11 protein-coding genes and 1 tRNA gene are annotated in these 14,768 nt (G+C 67.9%); 3 read left to right on the top strand and 9 right to left on the bottom strand.

The features are described from left to right. Positions 1-50 precede the first annotated feature (50 nt). The 4 genes from CD790_RS03985 to CD790_RS03970 form a co-directional block, all read right to left on the bottom strand. Entirely contained in the window at positions 51-1,352 is a 1,302-nt protein-coding gene (locus tag CD790_RS03985; protein ID WP_144381534.1) for a homoserine dehydrogenase, read from the bottom strand. Between the two features lie 315 nt (positions 1,353-1,667). Then, positions 1,668-3,059 (bottom strand): diaminopimelate decarboxylase, encoded by a 1,392-nt coding sequence (gene lysA / locus CD790_RS03980; RefSeq protein ID WP_144381533.1) that lies wholly within the window; start codon positions 3,057-3,059, stop codon positions 1,668-1,670. Positions 3,060-3,075: 16 nt separating this feature from the next. Next, on the bottom strand, positions 3,076-4,335 hold the full coding sequence (gene nrtL / locus CD790_RS03975; protein ID WP_144381532.1) for an ArgS-related anticodon-binding protein NrtL: 1,260 nt from the start codon (positions 4,333-4,335) through the stop codon (positions 3,076-3,078). A gap of 146 nt (positions 4,336-4,481) precedes the next feature. Further along, the gene (locus CD790_RS03970; protein WP_260867345.1) at positions 4,482-4,973 is read right to left on the bottom strand and encodes a response regulator; all 492 of its coding nucleotides are present in this window, start codon (positions 4,971-4,973) and stop codon (positions 4,482-4,484) included. Positions 4,974-5,150: 177 nt separating this feature from the next. On the opposite strand from CD790_RS03970, the gene CD790_RS03965 reads away from it, so the two are divergent. From CD790_RS03965 to CD790_RS03950, 3 genes are all read left to right on the top strand, one after another. Further along, positions 5,151-5,222 (top strand) — tRNA-Arg (locus CD790_RS03965). A gap of 632 nt (positions 5,223-5,854) precedes the next feature. Continuing rightward, positions 5,855-7,015 carry a hypothetical protein gene (locus CD790_RS03955; RefSeq protein WP_260867301.1) on the top strand — a complete coding sequence of 387 codons (1,161 nt, stop codon included), beginning with the start codon at positions 5,855-5,857 and terminating at the stop codon, positions 7,013-7,015. Positions 7,016-7,108: 93 nt separating this feature from the next. After that, on the top strand, positions 7,109-7,705 hold the full coding sequence (locus tag CD790_RS03950) for a hypothetical protein (protein WP_144381531.1): 597 nt from the start codon (positions 7,109-7,111) through the stop codon (positions 7,703-7,705). A gap of 325 nt (positions 7,706-8,030) precedes the next feature. Here the strand turns inward: CD790_RS03950 and CD790_RS03945 are convergent, their stop codons facing one another. The 5 genes from CD790_RS03945 to CD790_RS35505 all read right to left on the bottom strand — a co-directional run bounded on the left by CD790_RS03945 (position 8,031) and on the right by CD790_RS35505 (position 14,692). After that, on the bottom strand, positions 8,031-8,930 hold the full coding sequence (locus CD790_RS03945; protein ID WP_144381530.1) for a TRADD-N-associated membrane domain-containing protein: 900 nt from the start codon (positions 8,928-8,930) through the stop codon (positions 8,031-8,033). 349 nt (positions 8,931-9,279) lie between these two features. Then, positions 9,280-10,206: a phosphotransferase family protein gene (locus tag CD790_RS03940; protein ID WP_144381529.1), complete on the bottom strand. Its 927-nt coding sequence runs from the start codon at positions 10,204-10,206 to the stop codon at positions 9,280-9,282. Between the two features lie 394 nt (positions 10,207-10,600). Beyond that, positions 10,601-10,933 carry a hypothetical protein gene (locus tag CD790_RS03935; protein WP_144381528.1) on the bottom strand — a complete coding sequence of 111 codons (333 nt, stop codon included), beginning with the start codon at positions 10,931-10,933 and terminating at the stop codon, positions 10,601-10,603. Between the two features lie 773 nt (positions 10,934-11,706). After that, positions 11,707-12,066 carry a hypothetical protein gene (locus tag CD790_RS03925; protein WP_144381527.1) on the bottom strand — a complete coding sequence of 120 codons (360 nt, stop codon included), beginning with the start codon at positions 12,064-12,066 and terminating at the stop codon, positions 11,707-11,709. A gap of 367 nt (positions 12,067-12,433) precedes the next feature. Then, a complete protein-coding gene (locus CD790_RS35505; protein WP_144381526.1) occupies positions 12,434-14,692 on the bottom strand; it encodes a serine/threonine-protein kinase in 2,259 nt (752 codons plus the stop codon). Positions 14,693-14,768 lie beyond the last annotated feature (76 nt).

Genomic DNA, 14,768 nt, shown 5'->3' with positions numbered 1-14,768 from the left:
GCTGGCTCCCGTGCTGCCCTGAAGGGTCCCCTGAGTCTCCGGTCCGGCGGTCATTCGCCACGCTCGCCTTCGACGCGCATCATGCTGGCGACGTCACGGACGGTGTCCAGACCGCGCAGCGCCTCGACGGTCGCGGAGAGCGCGGCGTCGGCGGCCCGGTGGGTGACGACGACCAGCGAGGCCTCGCCGGCCTTGCCCTGCTGGCGGACGGTGTCGATGGACACGCCGTGCTCGGCGAAGACGGTGGCGACCTGCGCCAGCACACCCGGCTTGTCGGCCACGTCCAGGCTGATGTGGTAGCGCGTGACCACGTCGCCCATCGGGCTCACCGGCAGCCGGGTGTAGGCGGACTCGCCCGGACCGGTGGTGTCCGCCAGCTTGTTGCGGCAGGCCGCGACCAGGTCGCCGAGGACGGCGGAGGCGGTCGGCGAGCCGCCCGCGCCCGGTCCGTAGAACATCAGCTGGCCGGCGGCCTCCGCCTCGACGAAGACGGCGTTGTACGCCTCACGGACCGAGGCCAGCGGGTGCGACAGCGGGATCATGGCGGGGTGCACCCGGGCGGTGACGGACTTGCCGTCCCCGGCCCGCTCGCAGATGGCGAGCAGCTTGACGGTGCAGCCCATGCGCTTGGCCGAGGCGATGTCGGCGGCGGTCACCTCGGTGATGCCCTCGCGGTGCACATCGTCCAGGCGCACCCGGGTGTGGAAGGCGATGCCGGCCAGGATCGCGGCCTTGGCGGCGGCGTCGAAGCCCTCCACGTCGGCGGTCGGGTCGGCCTCGGCGTACCCCAGCGCGGTGGCCTCGTCGAGCGCCTCCTGGTAGCCCGCCCCGGTGGTGTCCATCGCGTCGAGGATGAAGTTGGTGGTGCCGTTGACGATGCCCAGCACCCGGTTGACCTTGTCGCCGGCGAGCGACTCGCGCAGCGGCCGCACCAGCGGGATGGCGCCGGCGACGGCAGCCTCGTAGTACAGGTCCCGGCCGTGCTCCACGGCCGCCGCGTGCAGCGCGGCGCCGTCCTCGGCCAGCAGCGCCTTGTTGGCCGAGACGACGCTGGCGCCGTGCTCGAAGGCGGTGGTGATCAGCGAGCGGGCGGGCTCGATGCCGCCGATCACCTCGATGACGACGTCGAGGTCGCCGCGTTTGACCAGCGCGGTGGCGTCGGTGGTGATCAGCTCGGCCGGGATCCCCTCACGGACCCGGTTGGGCCGGCGCACGGCGACTCCGGCGAGCTCGACCGGCGCGCCGATGCGGGCCGTGAGGTCGTCCGCGTGCGTCGTCATGATGCGCGCCACCTCTGAGCCGACCACTCCACAGCCCAGCAGCGCCACTTTCAGCGGACGCGTACGCATCATCCGACCTCACTTCTCATTCATTCTTGCGACGCGTCTCTTCTTGTGACGCGCCGGGAGCGCCCGAGAGGACGCACCAGTCTTGCTCACGGAGGACGCTTCGCCTCCGTGGATCCATTATCCGAGATTCATTTCTCGGGTACCGACACCGTGCCGTTCACCCGGCGGGCGGCACCGGTTGAACGGCGCGCCCGGGGCCCCGGGGCGAACGACGAACCGAGCCCCGTTCGCACGGGGCCCCGAGCCCCGGGCGAACGGAAGACCGGGCCGATCCGCCCCGCCAGCGCCCGGTCGCGCCCGCTCACCGCCCGGAGCCGCTCACCCCACATCGAGGCGCAGCAGGTCCTCCTCAGTCTCCCGCCGGACGATGACCCGGGCCGCGCCGTCCCGCACCGCGACGACGGGCGGGCGCAGCGCGTGGTTGTAGTTGCTGGCCATGGAGCGGCAGTAGGCGCCGGTGGCGGGCACGGCGATCAGATCGCCGGGCGCGATGTCGGCGGGCAGGAAGGCGTCGCGCACCACGATGTCCCCGGACTCGCAGTGCTTGCCGACGACGCGGACGAGCAGGGGTTCGGCGGTGGAGGTGCGGGAGACCAGCGCGACCGAGTAGTCGGCGTCGTAGAGCGCGGTGCGGATGTTGTCCGACATCCCGCCGTCCACGCTGACATACGTCCGCAGCCCCGGCAGCTCCTTGACCGTGCCCACCTCGTACAGCGTGAACGTGGTCGGCCCGACGATGGCTCGGCCCGGCTCCACGGAGAGCCGGGGCACCGCCAGCCCGGCGGTGCGGCACTCGCGCTCCACGATCTCGCGCAGCGCGCGGGCGATCTCGTGCGGCTCACTCGGGTCGTCATCCGGCGTGTACGCGATGCCGAGTCCGCCGCCCAGGTCGATCTCGGGCAGTTCGACGCCGTGCTCGTCGCGCACCTGCTTCAGCAGCCCGACGACGCGGTGCGCGGCGACCTCGAAACCGGAGGTGTCGAAGATCTGCGAACCGATGTGCGAGTGGATGCCCACCAGTTCCAGCCCGTCGAGCTTCAGCGCCCGCCGGACGGCCTCGGCGGCCTGCCCGTTGGCCAGCGCGATGCCGAACTTCTGGTCCTCGTGCGCCGTGGCGATGAACTCGTGGGTGTGCGCCTCGACGCCGACGGTGACACGGATCTGGACCCGCTGACGCCTGCCGAGCCGCTCGGCGATGTGGGCGACCCGGACGATCTCCTGGAAGGAGTCGAGCACGATGCGCCCGACGCCGGACTCGACGGCGTACCGGATCTCGGCCTCGGTCTTGTTGTTGCCGTGCAGGGCGATCCGCTCGGCCGGCATCCCGGCCGCCAGCGCGGTGGAGAGCTCGCCGGCGGAGCAGACGTCGAGGTTGAGCCCCTCCTCGTGCAGCCACCGCACGATGGCGCGGGAGAGGAACGCCTTGCCGGCGTAGAAGACGTCGGCGGCCTCGCCGAACGCCTCCCGCCAGCTGCGGCAGCGGGCCCGGAAGTCCTCCTCGTCCAGGATGTACGCCGGCGTGCCGAACTCCTCGGCGAGCCGGGTCACGTCCAGCCCGGCGACGGTGGCGACGCCGTCCTCGTTCCGGTCGACCGTACGGGACCAGACCCGGGGTTCCAGGGCGTTCAGATCGGCGGGCGGTGCGAAGTAGTGCCCCTCGGGCAGCACGTCGGCGTGGCGGGGTCCTGCGGGGTGAGCGGAACGACTCATGGTGTCTCTGGACTCCTCAGAGATGTGCGGGTGCGCTGATGCCGAGCAGGTGCAGGCCGTTGGCGAGCACCGTCCCGGCCGCGTCGGCGAGCGCCAGCCGGGAGCGGTGCACGGCCAAGGGTTTCTGCTCGCCGCACGGCAGCGCGGGACACGCGTCGTGACAGCGGAAATAGGCGTCGGCCACGGCTTCGAGGTACCGCGCGACCCGATCGGGCCCCCGGTCCCGGGCGGCGGCCTCGACGATGCGGGGATAGTCCGCGAGCGCCTGAGCGAGACCGGTCTCGGCGGGGTGCTCGTAATCCCCCGCGAGGGGCTCGATCCCCAGGTCGCGCCCGTTCCGGAGCAGGGCACGGGTACGGGAGTGGGCGTACCGGACCCGGAAGAGCGGGTTGCTCTCACGCTGGGCGAGGAGGCGAGCGGGGTCGAGATCGGGAACGTCGTGCGGGGCGGGCCGCAGCAGGGCCCAGCGCAGCGCGTCCTCGCCGAGGAGGGGGAGGAGCTCGTGGAGGGGGGCCGCGACGTCGCGGACGTGGACGTGGACGCGGTGGACGCGGAGGCGGTGCGGGTCGGCGGAGCCGCTCGTGGCGGCGGAGGCGCTGGTGGCGGAGGCGTTGGTGGCGGCGGAGGCGCTGGTGGCGGAGGCGCTGGTGGCGGAGGCGTTGGTGGCGGCGGAGGCGCTGGTGGCGGAGGCGACAGCGGCGCCGTCGACGACGGCGCTGTAGACGACTGCGGTGCTGTCGACGACCGCGGTGCTGTCGACGGCCACGTCGCCCATGCCCCGGTCACCCATGACTGCGTCGCTGTCGGCTGGGTCATCGACACGCGCGCCGGAGGCGAGGGCGAGCCGGCACACGGCCTCACCGACGACAACGGCCCGGGCCCGCCCGTCGTGCGTGATCCTCAGCCGGTGGCCGTCGAGCCCCTGGTTACGCCCGTAGTCGGCGCCCCGCTCGCGGATCAGCTCGACAAGACGGGCGTGGGAGTCCCCGGAGAGGGTGATGTTGAGGAAGCCCGGCCCGGCGATGTCGACGCCGCGGATACCGGGTTCCCGTAGGAGCCGCCGCCGCAGTACCTCGGCCACGTCGCGGGGGGCGAGGCCATCGCCCCGGGCACCGCCGGCGAGCCGGAGGGCCACGTTCGTCGCGTAGTCCCCACACCCGGGCCACGGCGGGCTCTGCACGACGACCCGCTCCGGCACCGCCACCCGCAGCTCGTCGGCCTCGACGGCGCGACGCACTGTGCGCAACACGATGCGGGAGAGCTGGGCGGGGGTCACGGCACAAGCGTATGGGAGGAGGGGGGTGGGGGCGCGAACCGGTTTCGCGTGGTGGGACGGGGTGACGGCGGGGGAAGCCGGAGGGGCGAGGGTCAGGGGGACCAGCGACGGATCACCGGGGCTGGGCTCGATCACCCGGCGCGGGATCACCCTGCGCTGGGCCCGACGGGCTCCGCATCGCCAGGGGCCGCCGCCCCTGGCACCCCCTCCCCTTCCCTCTTCCGCAACAGCTGCCGAACCAGCCGCACCAGCTCCGAGGGCTCGAACGGCTTTGCCAGAAACGCGTCCACCCCGGCCGCGAGGCCCTCCTCGACCTCCAGCTGCGTACACGCGCTGACGAGCGCCACCGGTACGTCGCACGTACGCGCGTCGGCGCGCAGCAGCGCCGCCGTCCGCACTCCCCCGAGCCGCGGCATCACGACATCGAGAGTGATCACATCGGGCCGCACCTGGTGCACGATCTCCAGACATTCGGCACCATCGACCGCGGTCACGACCTCGAAGCCCTCAAGCTCGAGATTGACCCTGATCAGCTGCCGGATGACCTTGTTGTCATCGACAACAAGGACCCGGCCGGTCAAGCCAGGCACATTCGAAGAGTAGGCGCGCCACCGCGGCCGCGTCCGGGTTTTCCCCACTTCCACCACGTGCGGGGGACCTTTTCCCGACCGCCTGCGACAGCCTCCCGCGATGCGCTAGCCCCCACCGCCGACGGCCCCATCCTCACCCACCCGACGCCCGTCCCGGTACTCGTTCCTGATCACCCTCTCGGAGCTGGTAGTGTTCTACCCGTCGCCGCGAGCAGCAGCGACGAAGCCCCCGTAGCTCAGGGGATAGAGCAACGGCCTCCGGAGCCGTGTGCGCAGGTTCGAATCCTGCCGGGGGCACTTCGCATGAAGTGCCAGAAGACCCCGCCACCAGCCAAGACGCTGAGGCGGGGTCTTTGTGTATGTGCAGGCGGGTGCAACCGTGGGCGGCCGTATGTCGGGGGCCGTGGACTATTCGTGGACAGGCCCACTCGGCGGTTTCGCAGGTCAGGCCAGGGAAACGCGAAGACCCCCGGACAGGTCCGGGGGTCCGTTGTGGCGCGAGTGAGGGCCGAGCGGGCTCAGTCGGTGTCGTCGTCCTCCTGGTCGCCCTCGTCCATCAGTTCGGCGCAGGAAGCATGCCCACCAGCCGGGGCGGCATGAGGACGACACGGTCTCGTCCGCAGACCGGTTCTTCAGGCCGCGGTAATCGTGCACAGAGTCGCTTCCGATCCACCGCTTGCCGACGGCGGGGCGGCTCCTCTCCAAGATCAGCGAACCCCATCCTTCTCCGGAAGGGTGCAGTCCTGCCGCCGCAGAGCGACTGCCATACCCGACCCCAAACCGGGCAGGCCACCAGCCAAGGCCGCTCCGCCGACCACGCTCGTCTGTCTGCCGAAAAGTGGACGGATTGACCCACCATCCGGAGTCAGGAAGCCGCCAGGAATACAACGGATAGCAGATAGGGGACAAACAAGACGAGAATCCCATAAATGCACCACATCACTGGCCAGGACTCCCAACTCCTGGAGACCCGCTACCCGCCGAGCCCGGAGGACGCGTTCCGCGCCGTTGATCAACTGTGGCGTGCGGACCTCCACGGCTACGAACCCCTTCTGGCGTCGGAGCCCTCACTAGCGGCGTGGAGTGAGGCGTCACTCCGGTGGCTCGTCGCTCCCGAACCCGCGTTCCCGGCGACGCCCGGCCGGAGCGGCGTGCGCGTGGGTCTGGCTGACGTGGCAATGATCAAGCCCACCAGCGGCATGTTCGCCGAGCTCGATGACCGCTTCGGCGGCGAGCACGCCCGCCATTCAGTTGTGCAGTACCTCAACTGCGATGTCGCGCCCCTGCTTACCGGGCAGTACACGGAGGCCGTGGGGCGCGCTCTGTTCTCCACGGTCGCGGAGTCCACACTGCTGGCAGGCTGGATGTCGTACGACGCCTGCCAACACGGCTTGGCCCAGCGCTACTTCCTCCAGGCCCTACGGCTGGCCCAGGACGGCGACGACCGCCGGCTGGCCGGGAGCATCCTGTCCGCGACGAGCCATCAGGCCACGTTCCTGGGCCACTTCACCGAGGCGGCGACCCTCGCCCGGGCAGCGCGCATGGGTATCGCCGGCGTGGCGACGCCGACGCTCATGGCACAGTTCCACGCCATGGAGGCCCGAGCACTGGCCCGTACCGGCGACACCCGCGCCTGCGAGCTCGCCCTCACCGAGGCGACGAAGGCCCTGGAGAGCCGCAACAGCAGCGACGAACCGGAGTGGATCACCTACTTCGACGAGGCAGAGCTCGCCGCCGAGGCCGCGCACTGCTTCCGCGACGTGAGCAGTGCCCGCCAGGCCGTGGCCCACGCGGAGAACGCCATGAGTGGCCACCACGTACGGAGCGACTTCTTCGCGACGATGGTGCTCGCTGACGCGCGCCTTCGAGCCGGCGAACCGGAGGAGGCTTGCCGCGTGGCGCTGGACGCGCTGGACCTGGGCGAGCAGCTCAGGTCGGCGCGTTGCGTCAGCTACCTCGCGGAGTTCCGCACGCACCTGGCAGCCATTGGGAAGATGCTCACCTCTCGCGACTTCTACGAGCAAGCCGACGAGCACCGCCTCTGGCGAGCAACCGATACCGTCCCCCTGTCCTGGCAACCAGTGAGTTGAAATCTCGCCTCTCTGTCTCGTTTCGAAAATATACAGCCGGGTATTTACTTGCGGCAGACTGCCATCGTTCGAGAACCGGGCTCGGGGGAAGGTATGGGCGAGGTAATTTTGGGGCTCATTTGCGCCCTGCTCGGGTCAGGCGCCACCATGCTGGCACCTGCCATTACTGCACGAATCACGAAGAAGCATGAAAGAGAAGCAGAAGCCGAACAGAGAGAGAAAAGGAAGCGCGACGTTCTATTTGACCGCCTCGTCATCCTGCGCGATTCGACACGGGAAGAAGTACATGAGTTCTATCTCATGCATACCGACTCCAGCTTAGCCAGACACATGTCACAAACTGCATTTGTGCACGCTTCCGTGTACACGGATATTGCACAGAGCGTTGGACGTGAGTACCCCAACGTCGCCTCAAGATACTTTGATTATGTACATTCACTGAAGTCGGCACACAGAAAGCTCGAGGAAGCGCGGGGGCGAAACGGCAGCCTGCCATGGAGGAGGATTACAGATGGCACTTTGCCCTGGATGCGTTGGAGCTCTGATGCGGAAAGACGCCTGACGGAGGCCCATGAAGAACTCAAAGACAAGCGGACCCTGCTTAGACGAGAGTTGCAGCAAGCCGCAAACGACCTTGGGTACGAATTCCTCTTAAGCGAGGAAGCCGATTGGGCATACAGGATGCCTTAGTCGCCCATAACAATGGACACTGGAGTCGCCACGCATTAGTCCACTGGAAGGTCGGAGAAGACGTACGCCGCAGCCGGGGCGGTCGGCTCCACGACTTTAGGCAGCTGCTTTGGCGCGAGCCTCGAAGATCAAGACCTCAAATCTGACACCTCCGGGCAGGTTCACAAGCCTGACAGAACCAGCCGCCCATCGACACTCCGCCGAGCTCACGTGCGCGGTGACACCTGGCCAGCCTTCCGATCAGCCAGGTAAAGCTGCGCCGGATCTCCGCCCCTCGCCCCTAACGAGCGGCGTCGGTCGCACCCAATTATCGCCGCAGCGTCATTCAGCTGGCCCCACTTCCTTGCTCGTGAGCCTCTTTTGCCTGTCTTCGCCCACGTTTAGCCCTGCCCAGGAAACCCCTCTTGCCCTCATCTTCAATATCAAAGATTTCATGCATGCGCGTGCCCGTTGTCAAAATATCTGTCGCGATACGCATCAACAACTTTTCTTTATGTTCATCGCTTAGTTTGCCAGTTACACGCTCAGCGGTGAGAAAGTAGTTGTTCAGAACGGGCTGATTGAAATACTGATTTAGCTGCCTAATTGAACGATCATAAACATCAAGGTAAGTCTTGCTTAGATACCCCGTCAAAGCTGCACTTACAGCAGCCAGGGAGCCGAGGAAGAATCGATCGGCGCTCGAGTCCCTGGCGAACGATGCAACAAACGTCGCCACAATTACACCCAGCCCGATACTCATAGCAGTCAAGGCCGCTCGAAATGATTTGTTCGCCTGCCTGGTTGCAATTTCATGGTATTGCTCCAGCAATACGCGATTAAAGTTAATCAGGCTTGGCAATTCAACTCGCTCCCGCAACAGGTCGGCGGCTGTATCAAGCCTCTTAATCTCTTGCTGCCGTTCACGTTCACGGCGCCTAATCGCCATGATTGTTGTGATGAAACCTGCAGCGACTGCGACTGCAGCCAGACCCAATACGATCTGCCACGCCCATGGAGGCGCCTTGGAGTCTTCCTTATCGCGCCCAAGGGAGAAAAAGATCAGGAGGACTGTAATTCCGCCGGTCCACCCAACGACTTTCAGCCATACCTCGGCGCTGGTGGCGGTATGCTTTTCTTGCTCATTTGCGGTAGGGGGATTTTCTTGCTCAGAGATCGATTGGCCTGATTCTTGGAATTCATCCGCGCGCTCACCCTCATTAGTCTCATCGAGTTTATCGTTCACCAATCCTCCTGTCTTCTAACGTAGGATCCGGAAGCACGATGCCACTCTCGGCGTTCCATGCCAGAAGCGCCAAGGGGGATTAGGCCTTCTGGTCGAAGCATTGGGGCGGCGATCGGTACGATCACCCCTTCAGAGTCTTGTACGAGGGCCGCCCGCCGAACTCCGACGGCGGCGCTCAACGCCGCCGCACAAGCGCACTAAGACGAGCAGGGAACGGCGAGGAATCACCTGGGAAGTGCCTCCGACGTGCGCGGGAACAAGGACCTAGACAATCCTCATTCTCGCTGATCAGAGGCACTTTTCGCTTATTTGATCACTGCCGGACGGCGCAGCCCGTGAAAGCGCGAGGTTAGAAGGGGCGCCAGTCTCGTCGGCTGGCGCCCGTCCTGAGAGCGTTCACCCGCCGCGTGAACTCTTCGGCCGCCTCGGTACTCGTGGTGACCTGGTGGCCGAGCCACACGACCATCATGAGCTCGCGGACGTCGGCAAGGACCGGGTATCCCGGCCAGTTCATCAGGTCGAACCCGTAGTGGTAGACGAACGACTCGTACTCGGCCCGCGTGTGCCAGCCGAAGCGCTCGTAGTAGATCGCGGTGAGGACGAGATCCCACTCCCGCGGCGCCAGGGCGAAGCCGTCCAGGTCGACCAGGATCGCTTGACCAGCGCGGTGGCGGATCACGTTGCCAATGTTCGCGTCCCCGTGGATCATGCCGAAGGGCAGCACGAAGTCCAGGCCGTCGTACGCCTTGTGGAGCTCGCCAGCCCGCTCCTCCAGGAAGGTCCGGTCGTCCTTGCCGACCCCGTCGAGGGCCCTCAGGCCGGCGTCCAGCCGGGCGAACGGATCGAAGTACGGCAGGCCCAGCGACTCTGGCTCTTCCAGCCAGTGCAGCCGCCGCAGCAGGTCCGCGAGCTCATCCAGCCTCGCGTACTCCTCGTCATCCTGAGCGCTCTCCCAGAAGGTGACGACCCTGCCTCCGGCCTCAAGCGGCTGGCGCACCCGCGGCAGCACCCGTGTCGCGGGAAAGTCCTCCGTCTCCAGCCAGCGAGCGACCCGCACGGCCCGGGTCATCTCCCCCAGGCTGCCGGGTTCACGGGCGATGCGGACGACCGCGGAGATGGAGGCGAGCCGGTAGACGGCATTGGAGCCGAGCCTGAGCAGCTCAGCGCCCGCGGGGTCCAGGCCCGCCGTTCGACATGCCTCTTGGAGAACGGCACTCGCGCTACTCCCTGTGAACTTCGTAGCCCCGTTCGGGGACCCTCCATCACCCGAGATCATGCGCCGACGCTATCGCTCGCCGAAGCCACTCCGACAGAGACCCACGTAATCACGACGTAATGATCTTGCGTTGGGAAGTGGATCGGCCTGGCCGCCTCCAGGTCAGGGGCTACCTGCGCTGGCGATCTCCGATGGGCTCCGGAGCCGTGTGCGCAGGTTCGAATCCTGCCGGGGGCACTTCACCGAAGTACCGAAAGACCCCGCCACCAGCCAAGACGCTGAGGCGGGGTCTTTGTGTATGTGCAGCCGGATGCCACCGTGAGCGGCCGTATGTCAGTGGTCGTGGCGTATTCGTGGCGGAGAGATCAGCGTGTTTCCGCAGGTCAGAGCAGCGAAATGGACTTGGCCCCCAAGCAGCCACCCAGAGGACTGCGCGGGGGCACCCGACCCCCACTTACAGACCGTGCTCCGCTTCACCACTCTGCCAGCCCAGGTCCTGGGCGAGCCTTCCCAGGAACTCAGCAGCGGCGCCCGGATGCCTCTCGAAGGGCCCTTCCAGCCGGGCCGCATTGATGTAGGCCCCGATCGGCGACTTCGGCTTGTAGAGCATCACTTGCTCCGACCTTCGAGCGGGCAGCGGCGACGGGAGATGCTCGAGTTCGTGCTTCTGGAGCCAGGCGCTGATTTCTCCAGCGCGATCCCTGCTCAAGCGATTCCATGCAGGCTCGTAGTGATGCAGGAGCCATCCCATGTCCACTGACATGATCCAGTTGCCTTCTTCCAGCATACGCAGGATGACATCGCGCCGATCTTGCAATTTCCCCCCTTGGATCTTGCGGTGGGAGGATTCTGGCACTTCACGCAACCTCTTGCCACGCGTACGACGACAACCGCGTTGAGGTACTTCGGATGCCAGGAGAGGGAGCTGAGGTCTCCCTCACCCAGTGGCAGTCGGCAGCCGTCAGGGGAAGGTCAATTCGCTGAGCTCGATGACCGCTTCGGTGGCGAGCACGCCCGCCATTGAGCGGTGCAGTACCTCAGCCACGATGTCGCGCCCCTGGCCACCGGCCAGTACACGGAGGCCGTGGGGCACGTACTCTTCTCCACGGTCGCGGAGTCCACGCTGCTGACAGGCTGGATGTCGTAGGACGCCTACCAAAACGGCTTGGCCCAAAGCTACTTCCTCCAAGCCCTGCGGCTGGCCCTAGATGGCGACGATCGTCGGCTGGCCGGGAGCATCCTGTCCGCGACGAACCATCAGGCCATGTTCCTGGGGCCACCTCACCGAGGCGGCGACCTTGCCCGGGCCGCGCGCAAGGGCATCGCCGGGGTGGCGACGTCGGCGCTCATGGCCCAGTTCCCCGCCATGGAGGCCCGAGCACTGCCCGTACTGGCGACACCCAGCCTGCGAGTTCGCCCTCACCGAAGGCTTGCCGCGTGGCGTTGGACGCGCTCGACCTTGGCGAGCAGCTCAGGTCCGTGAGCACCTGGCGGCCATCGGGGGCGAAGCCCAGGGGAGCCGTGATGTGCCACAGGCTTTCGTGATCCACTGGATACGGCTCATGGCGACGGAGGCCAGTCGACCAGGGAATCGAAGACTAGGTAAAGGACGATCACGGAGAAGGGCGTAAGCAACGCAAGGGCACTGCGGATGCTGCGATGGCGCTGCTGCCACGGCAAGCACCAACTGCTGAGGAGCAGTCCCAGAGGAAGTAGGAGACCGTAGAAGAACACCTTGCCAGCGTTGAAAGCACTCGCATTGCACTGCCTGATCTCGGCACTGGTTCCTACATCGCATGACATCCCGGCAAATGCGACGCCCATTGAGCTGAGGAGAGCCGCAGGAAGCGTGAGCAGCGTGGAGAGTAGCGGGGCGATCCACGCGCCCCGGTGCGGGGTGTGCGATGTGGTGTCGGTCATGGCACCAGCCAACCTGGTTCTGCGAGGGCATCGCGTGAGTTGTCGTACTCATGTGCCGGCGATATCGGCTCTAGGCCATGCGCTCTCGTGGGGTGGTCAGTCGTGCAGCCTGTAAGGGCCTGTGCACGCGAAGCCGCCCAGGTGCTCGCGGGGTCGCGGGGCGGCAGCGGGACCGGACGGGTATCTTCCTCGGCTCGGTTCTTGAGCCCCTGTCGTCGTCGCGAGCCGGCCGAAGGCCCCTGATCATGTCCGGCCCCAGCCCGGGGAGCTACGGAAATCGCCGGCACCCCGCTGCCACAGCACTGATCGATTGCCTGGCCGCAGGTCGCAGGGGCTCGGGGGCGGGTCACTTCTGCTGTTCGGAGCTCTAGAACGTGATCACCGACACCGAGTTCGAGGCGAAGTTGGTCACGTAGACCCGGCGTCCGTCCGGGGACACCGCCACCCTGTCCGCCGCCTCGCCGACAGGAATGGGGTCGCCCACGGTGCGGTCGGTGGCGGTGTCGATCACCGAGACCGAGTCCGAGGTGTAGTTGGCCACGTAGACCCGGCGCCCGTCCGGGGAGACCGCCACACCTCCCGGCTGAGCGCCTACGGGGATGAGGTCGCCCACGGTGCGGTTGGTGGCGGTGTCGATCACCGACACCGAGCTCGCGTAGTCGTTGGTCACGTAGAGCCGGCGCCCGTCCGGGGACACCGCCACCCCGTTCACCACCTCGTCTAGGGGGATGGGGTCGCCCACGGTGCGGTTGGTGGCGGTGTCGATCACCGACACCGAGAAACTGGTGGTCACGTAGGCCCGGCGCCCGTCGGGGGAGACCGCCACCCCGTCCGGCTTGTCTCCAAGGGGGGTGCGGTTCGTGGCGGTGTCGATCACCGACACCGAGCGGGAGATGCTGTTGGTCACGTAGACCCGGCGCCCGTCCGGGGACACCGCCACCTCCGCCGGATCCGTGCCGACGGGGATGGGGGCACCCACGGTGCGGTCGGTGGCGGTGTCGATCACCGACACCGAGTCCGGGCCGTAGTTGGCCACGTAGGCCCGGCGTCCGTCCGGGGAGACCGCCAAACCTATCGGCAAGTCGCCGACGGGGATGGGATCGCCCACGGTGCGGTCGGTGGCCGTGTCGATCACCGACACCGAGCTCGAGTCGTAGTTGGCCACGTAGACCCGGCGCCCGTCCGGGGACACCGCCACCCCACCGGGGCCGGAGCCGACCCCGATCGAGGACACGGAGGTCGGTGCAGTGGGCAAACCAGTGGTGGGTGCGGCGGTAGGGGTGGGTGCGGTGCCAGCGGGCTCGGGACTCGGCGAGCCGGGCTGGGTCGCGTAGATGATGCCGCCCACCACGACCAGCAGCGCGAGTACCGCCCCCGCAATGAGCCCGACCCGCCGGCGCCAGAGCCTCGACGGGCCTCGCGACAGCCGGCTCGCGCCGCCCGCTCGCGGCAGTTCCGGGGCCCGGCCAGCCGGTTCCTCCGGCTCGGGCGGCCGCGCGGGCTCGGGCGACAGCGCCGGCTCAGTCAGCGGGGTCAGCTCGGTCGGCGGGGTCGGCTCGGGCGGCGGCGCCGGCTCAGTCAGTCGGGTCGGTTCGCGCGGTGGGGTCGGTACTTGGGTTGTTGGTGCCGGGGGCCGGGGTGGTGGCTCGGGTGATGGGGTCGGGAATTGGGTGCGTGTTGGTTCCGGGGTGGGGGGCCGTGGCTCCGGTGGCGGCCGTGCCGGGAGAGTCTGGTTCCGTGCGCTGGGAGGGTGGGGCTCGGCGGCGATGGGAGTGAGCAGCCGTGCGACCTCGGCGCCGTCCATCCGCCGGGCGGGGTCCTTGGCCAGCAGCCCGAGGAGTACCGAGGTCAGGTCCGCTGCCCGCTGCGGCGGCGTGGGGTCTTCGAAGAGCAGGGCGGTCAGCGTGGCGTAATCGGAGCCGCGGTCGAAGGGGCCGGTCCCCTCCACCGCGAAGTACAGGGTGGCGCCGAGCGCGAACAGGTCGGAGGTGGGGGTGGGCTCCTCGCCGCGGGCTCGTTCCGGGGCCATGTAGGGCGGGGTCCCGACGATCCCCGCGGTGCTGGTCAGGCGCGGCTCACCGGAGCTCAGTTCCAGCGCGATGCCGTAGTCGGTCAGCAACACCCGGCCGCACTCAGGGCGATGCCCGGGCTGCGGGCTGGAGCGGGTCAGGAGGATGTTGGACGGTTTGACGTCCCGGTGCAGGACGCCGAGCCGGTGGCCCTCCAGCAGGGCGTCCAGGACCGCCAGCCCGATCCGCGCGACCTCGGGGGGCGGCAGCGGCCCGTGGGCGCGCACCACCGCCTCCAGGTCGCTCGCGCCGGGAACGAACGCCATGACGATCCACGGCAGGCCGCGCTCCTCCACGATGTCGTGCACGGTGACGACGTGGGGATGGTCGCGCAGTCGTGCGGCGTGGCGGGCCTCGCCGCGGGCCCGGGCGATCCGGCTGCTCACCTCGGACTCCGGGATGCCCGGCGGCAGATTGATCCCTTTGAGGGCGACCTCGCACGCCAGTTCCTGGTCGTGGGCGAGCCACACGCGCCCCATGCCTCCGGCCCCGAGCTGACGCAAGAGCCGGTAGCGCCCGGCGATCACGCGCCCAGCGGCCTCGCCCGCTCCTGTCATGGCGCTTCCTCTTCCAGGATGGCCAGCAGGGTTCCGCAGCGATCACAGAAAAGCTCCTTCTCCTGGTATCGCACAT

Origin of the sequence: Streptomyces sp. SAJ15 (assembly GCF_007595705.1) — a bacterium.
Lineage (GTDB): Bacteria > Actinomycetota > Actinomycetes > Streptomycetales > Streptomycetaceae > Streptomyces.
Note: the sequence above shows the minus strand (reverse complement) of the source record. Positions and strands in the feature narration are given on the sequence as shown.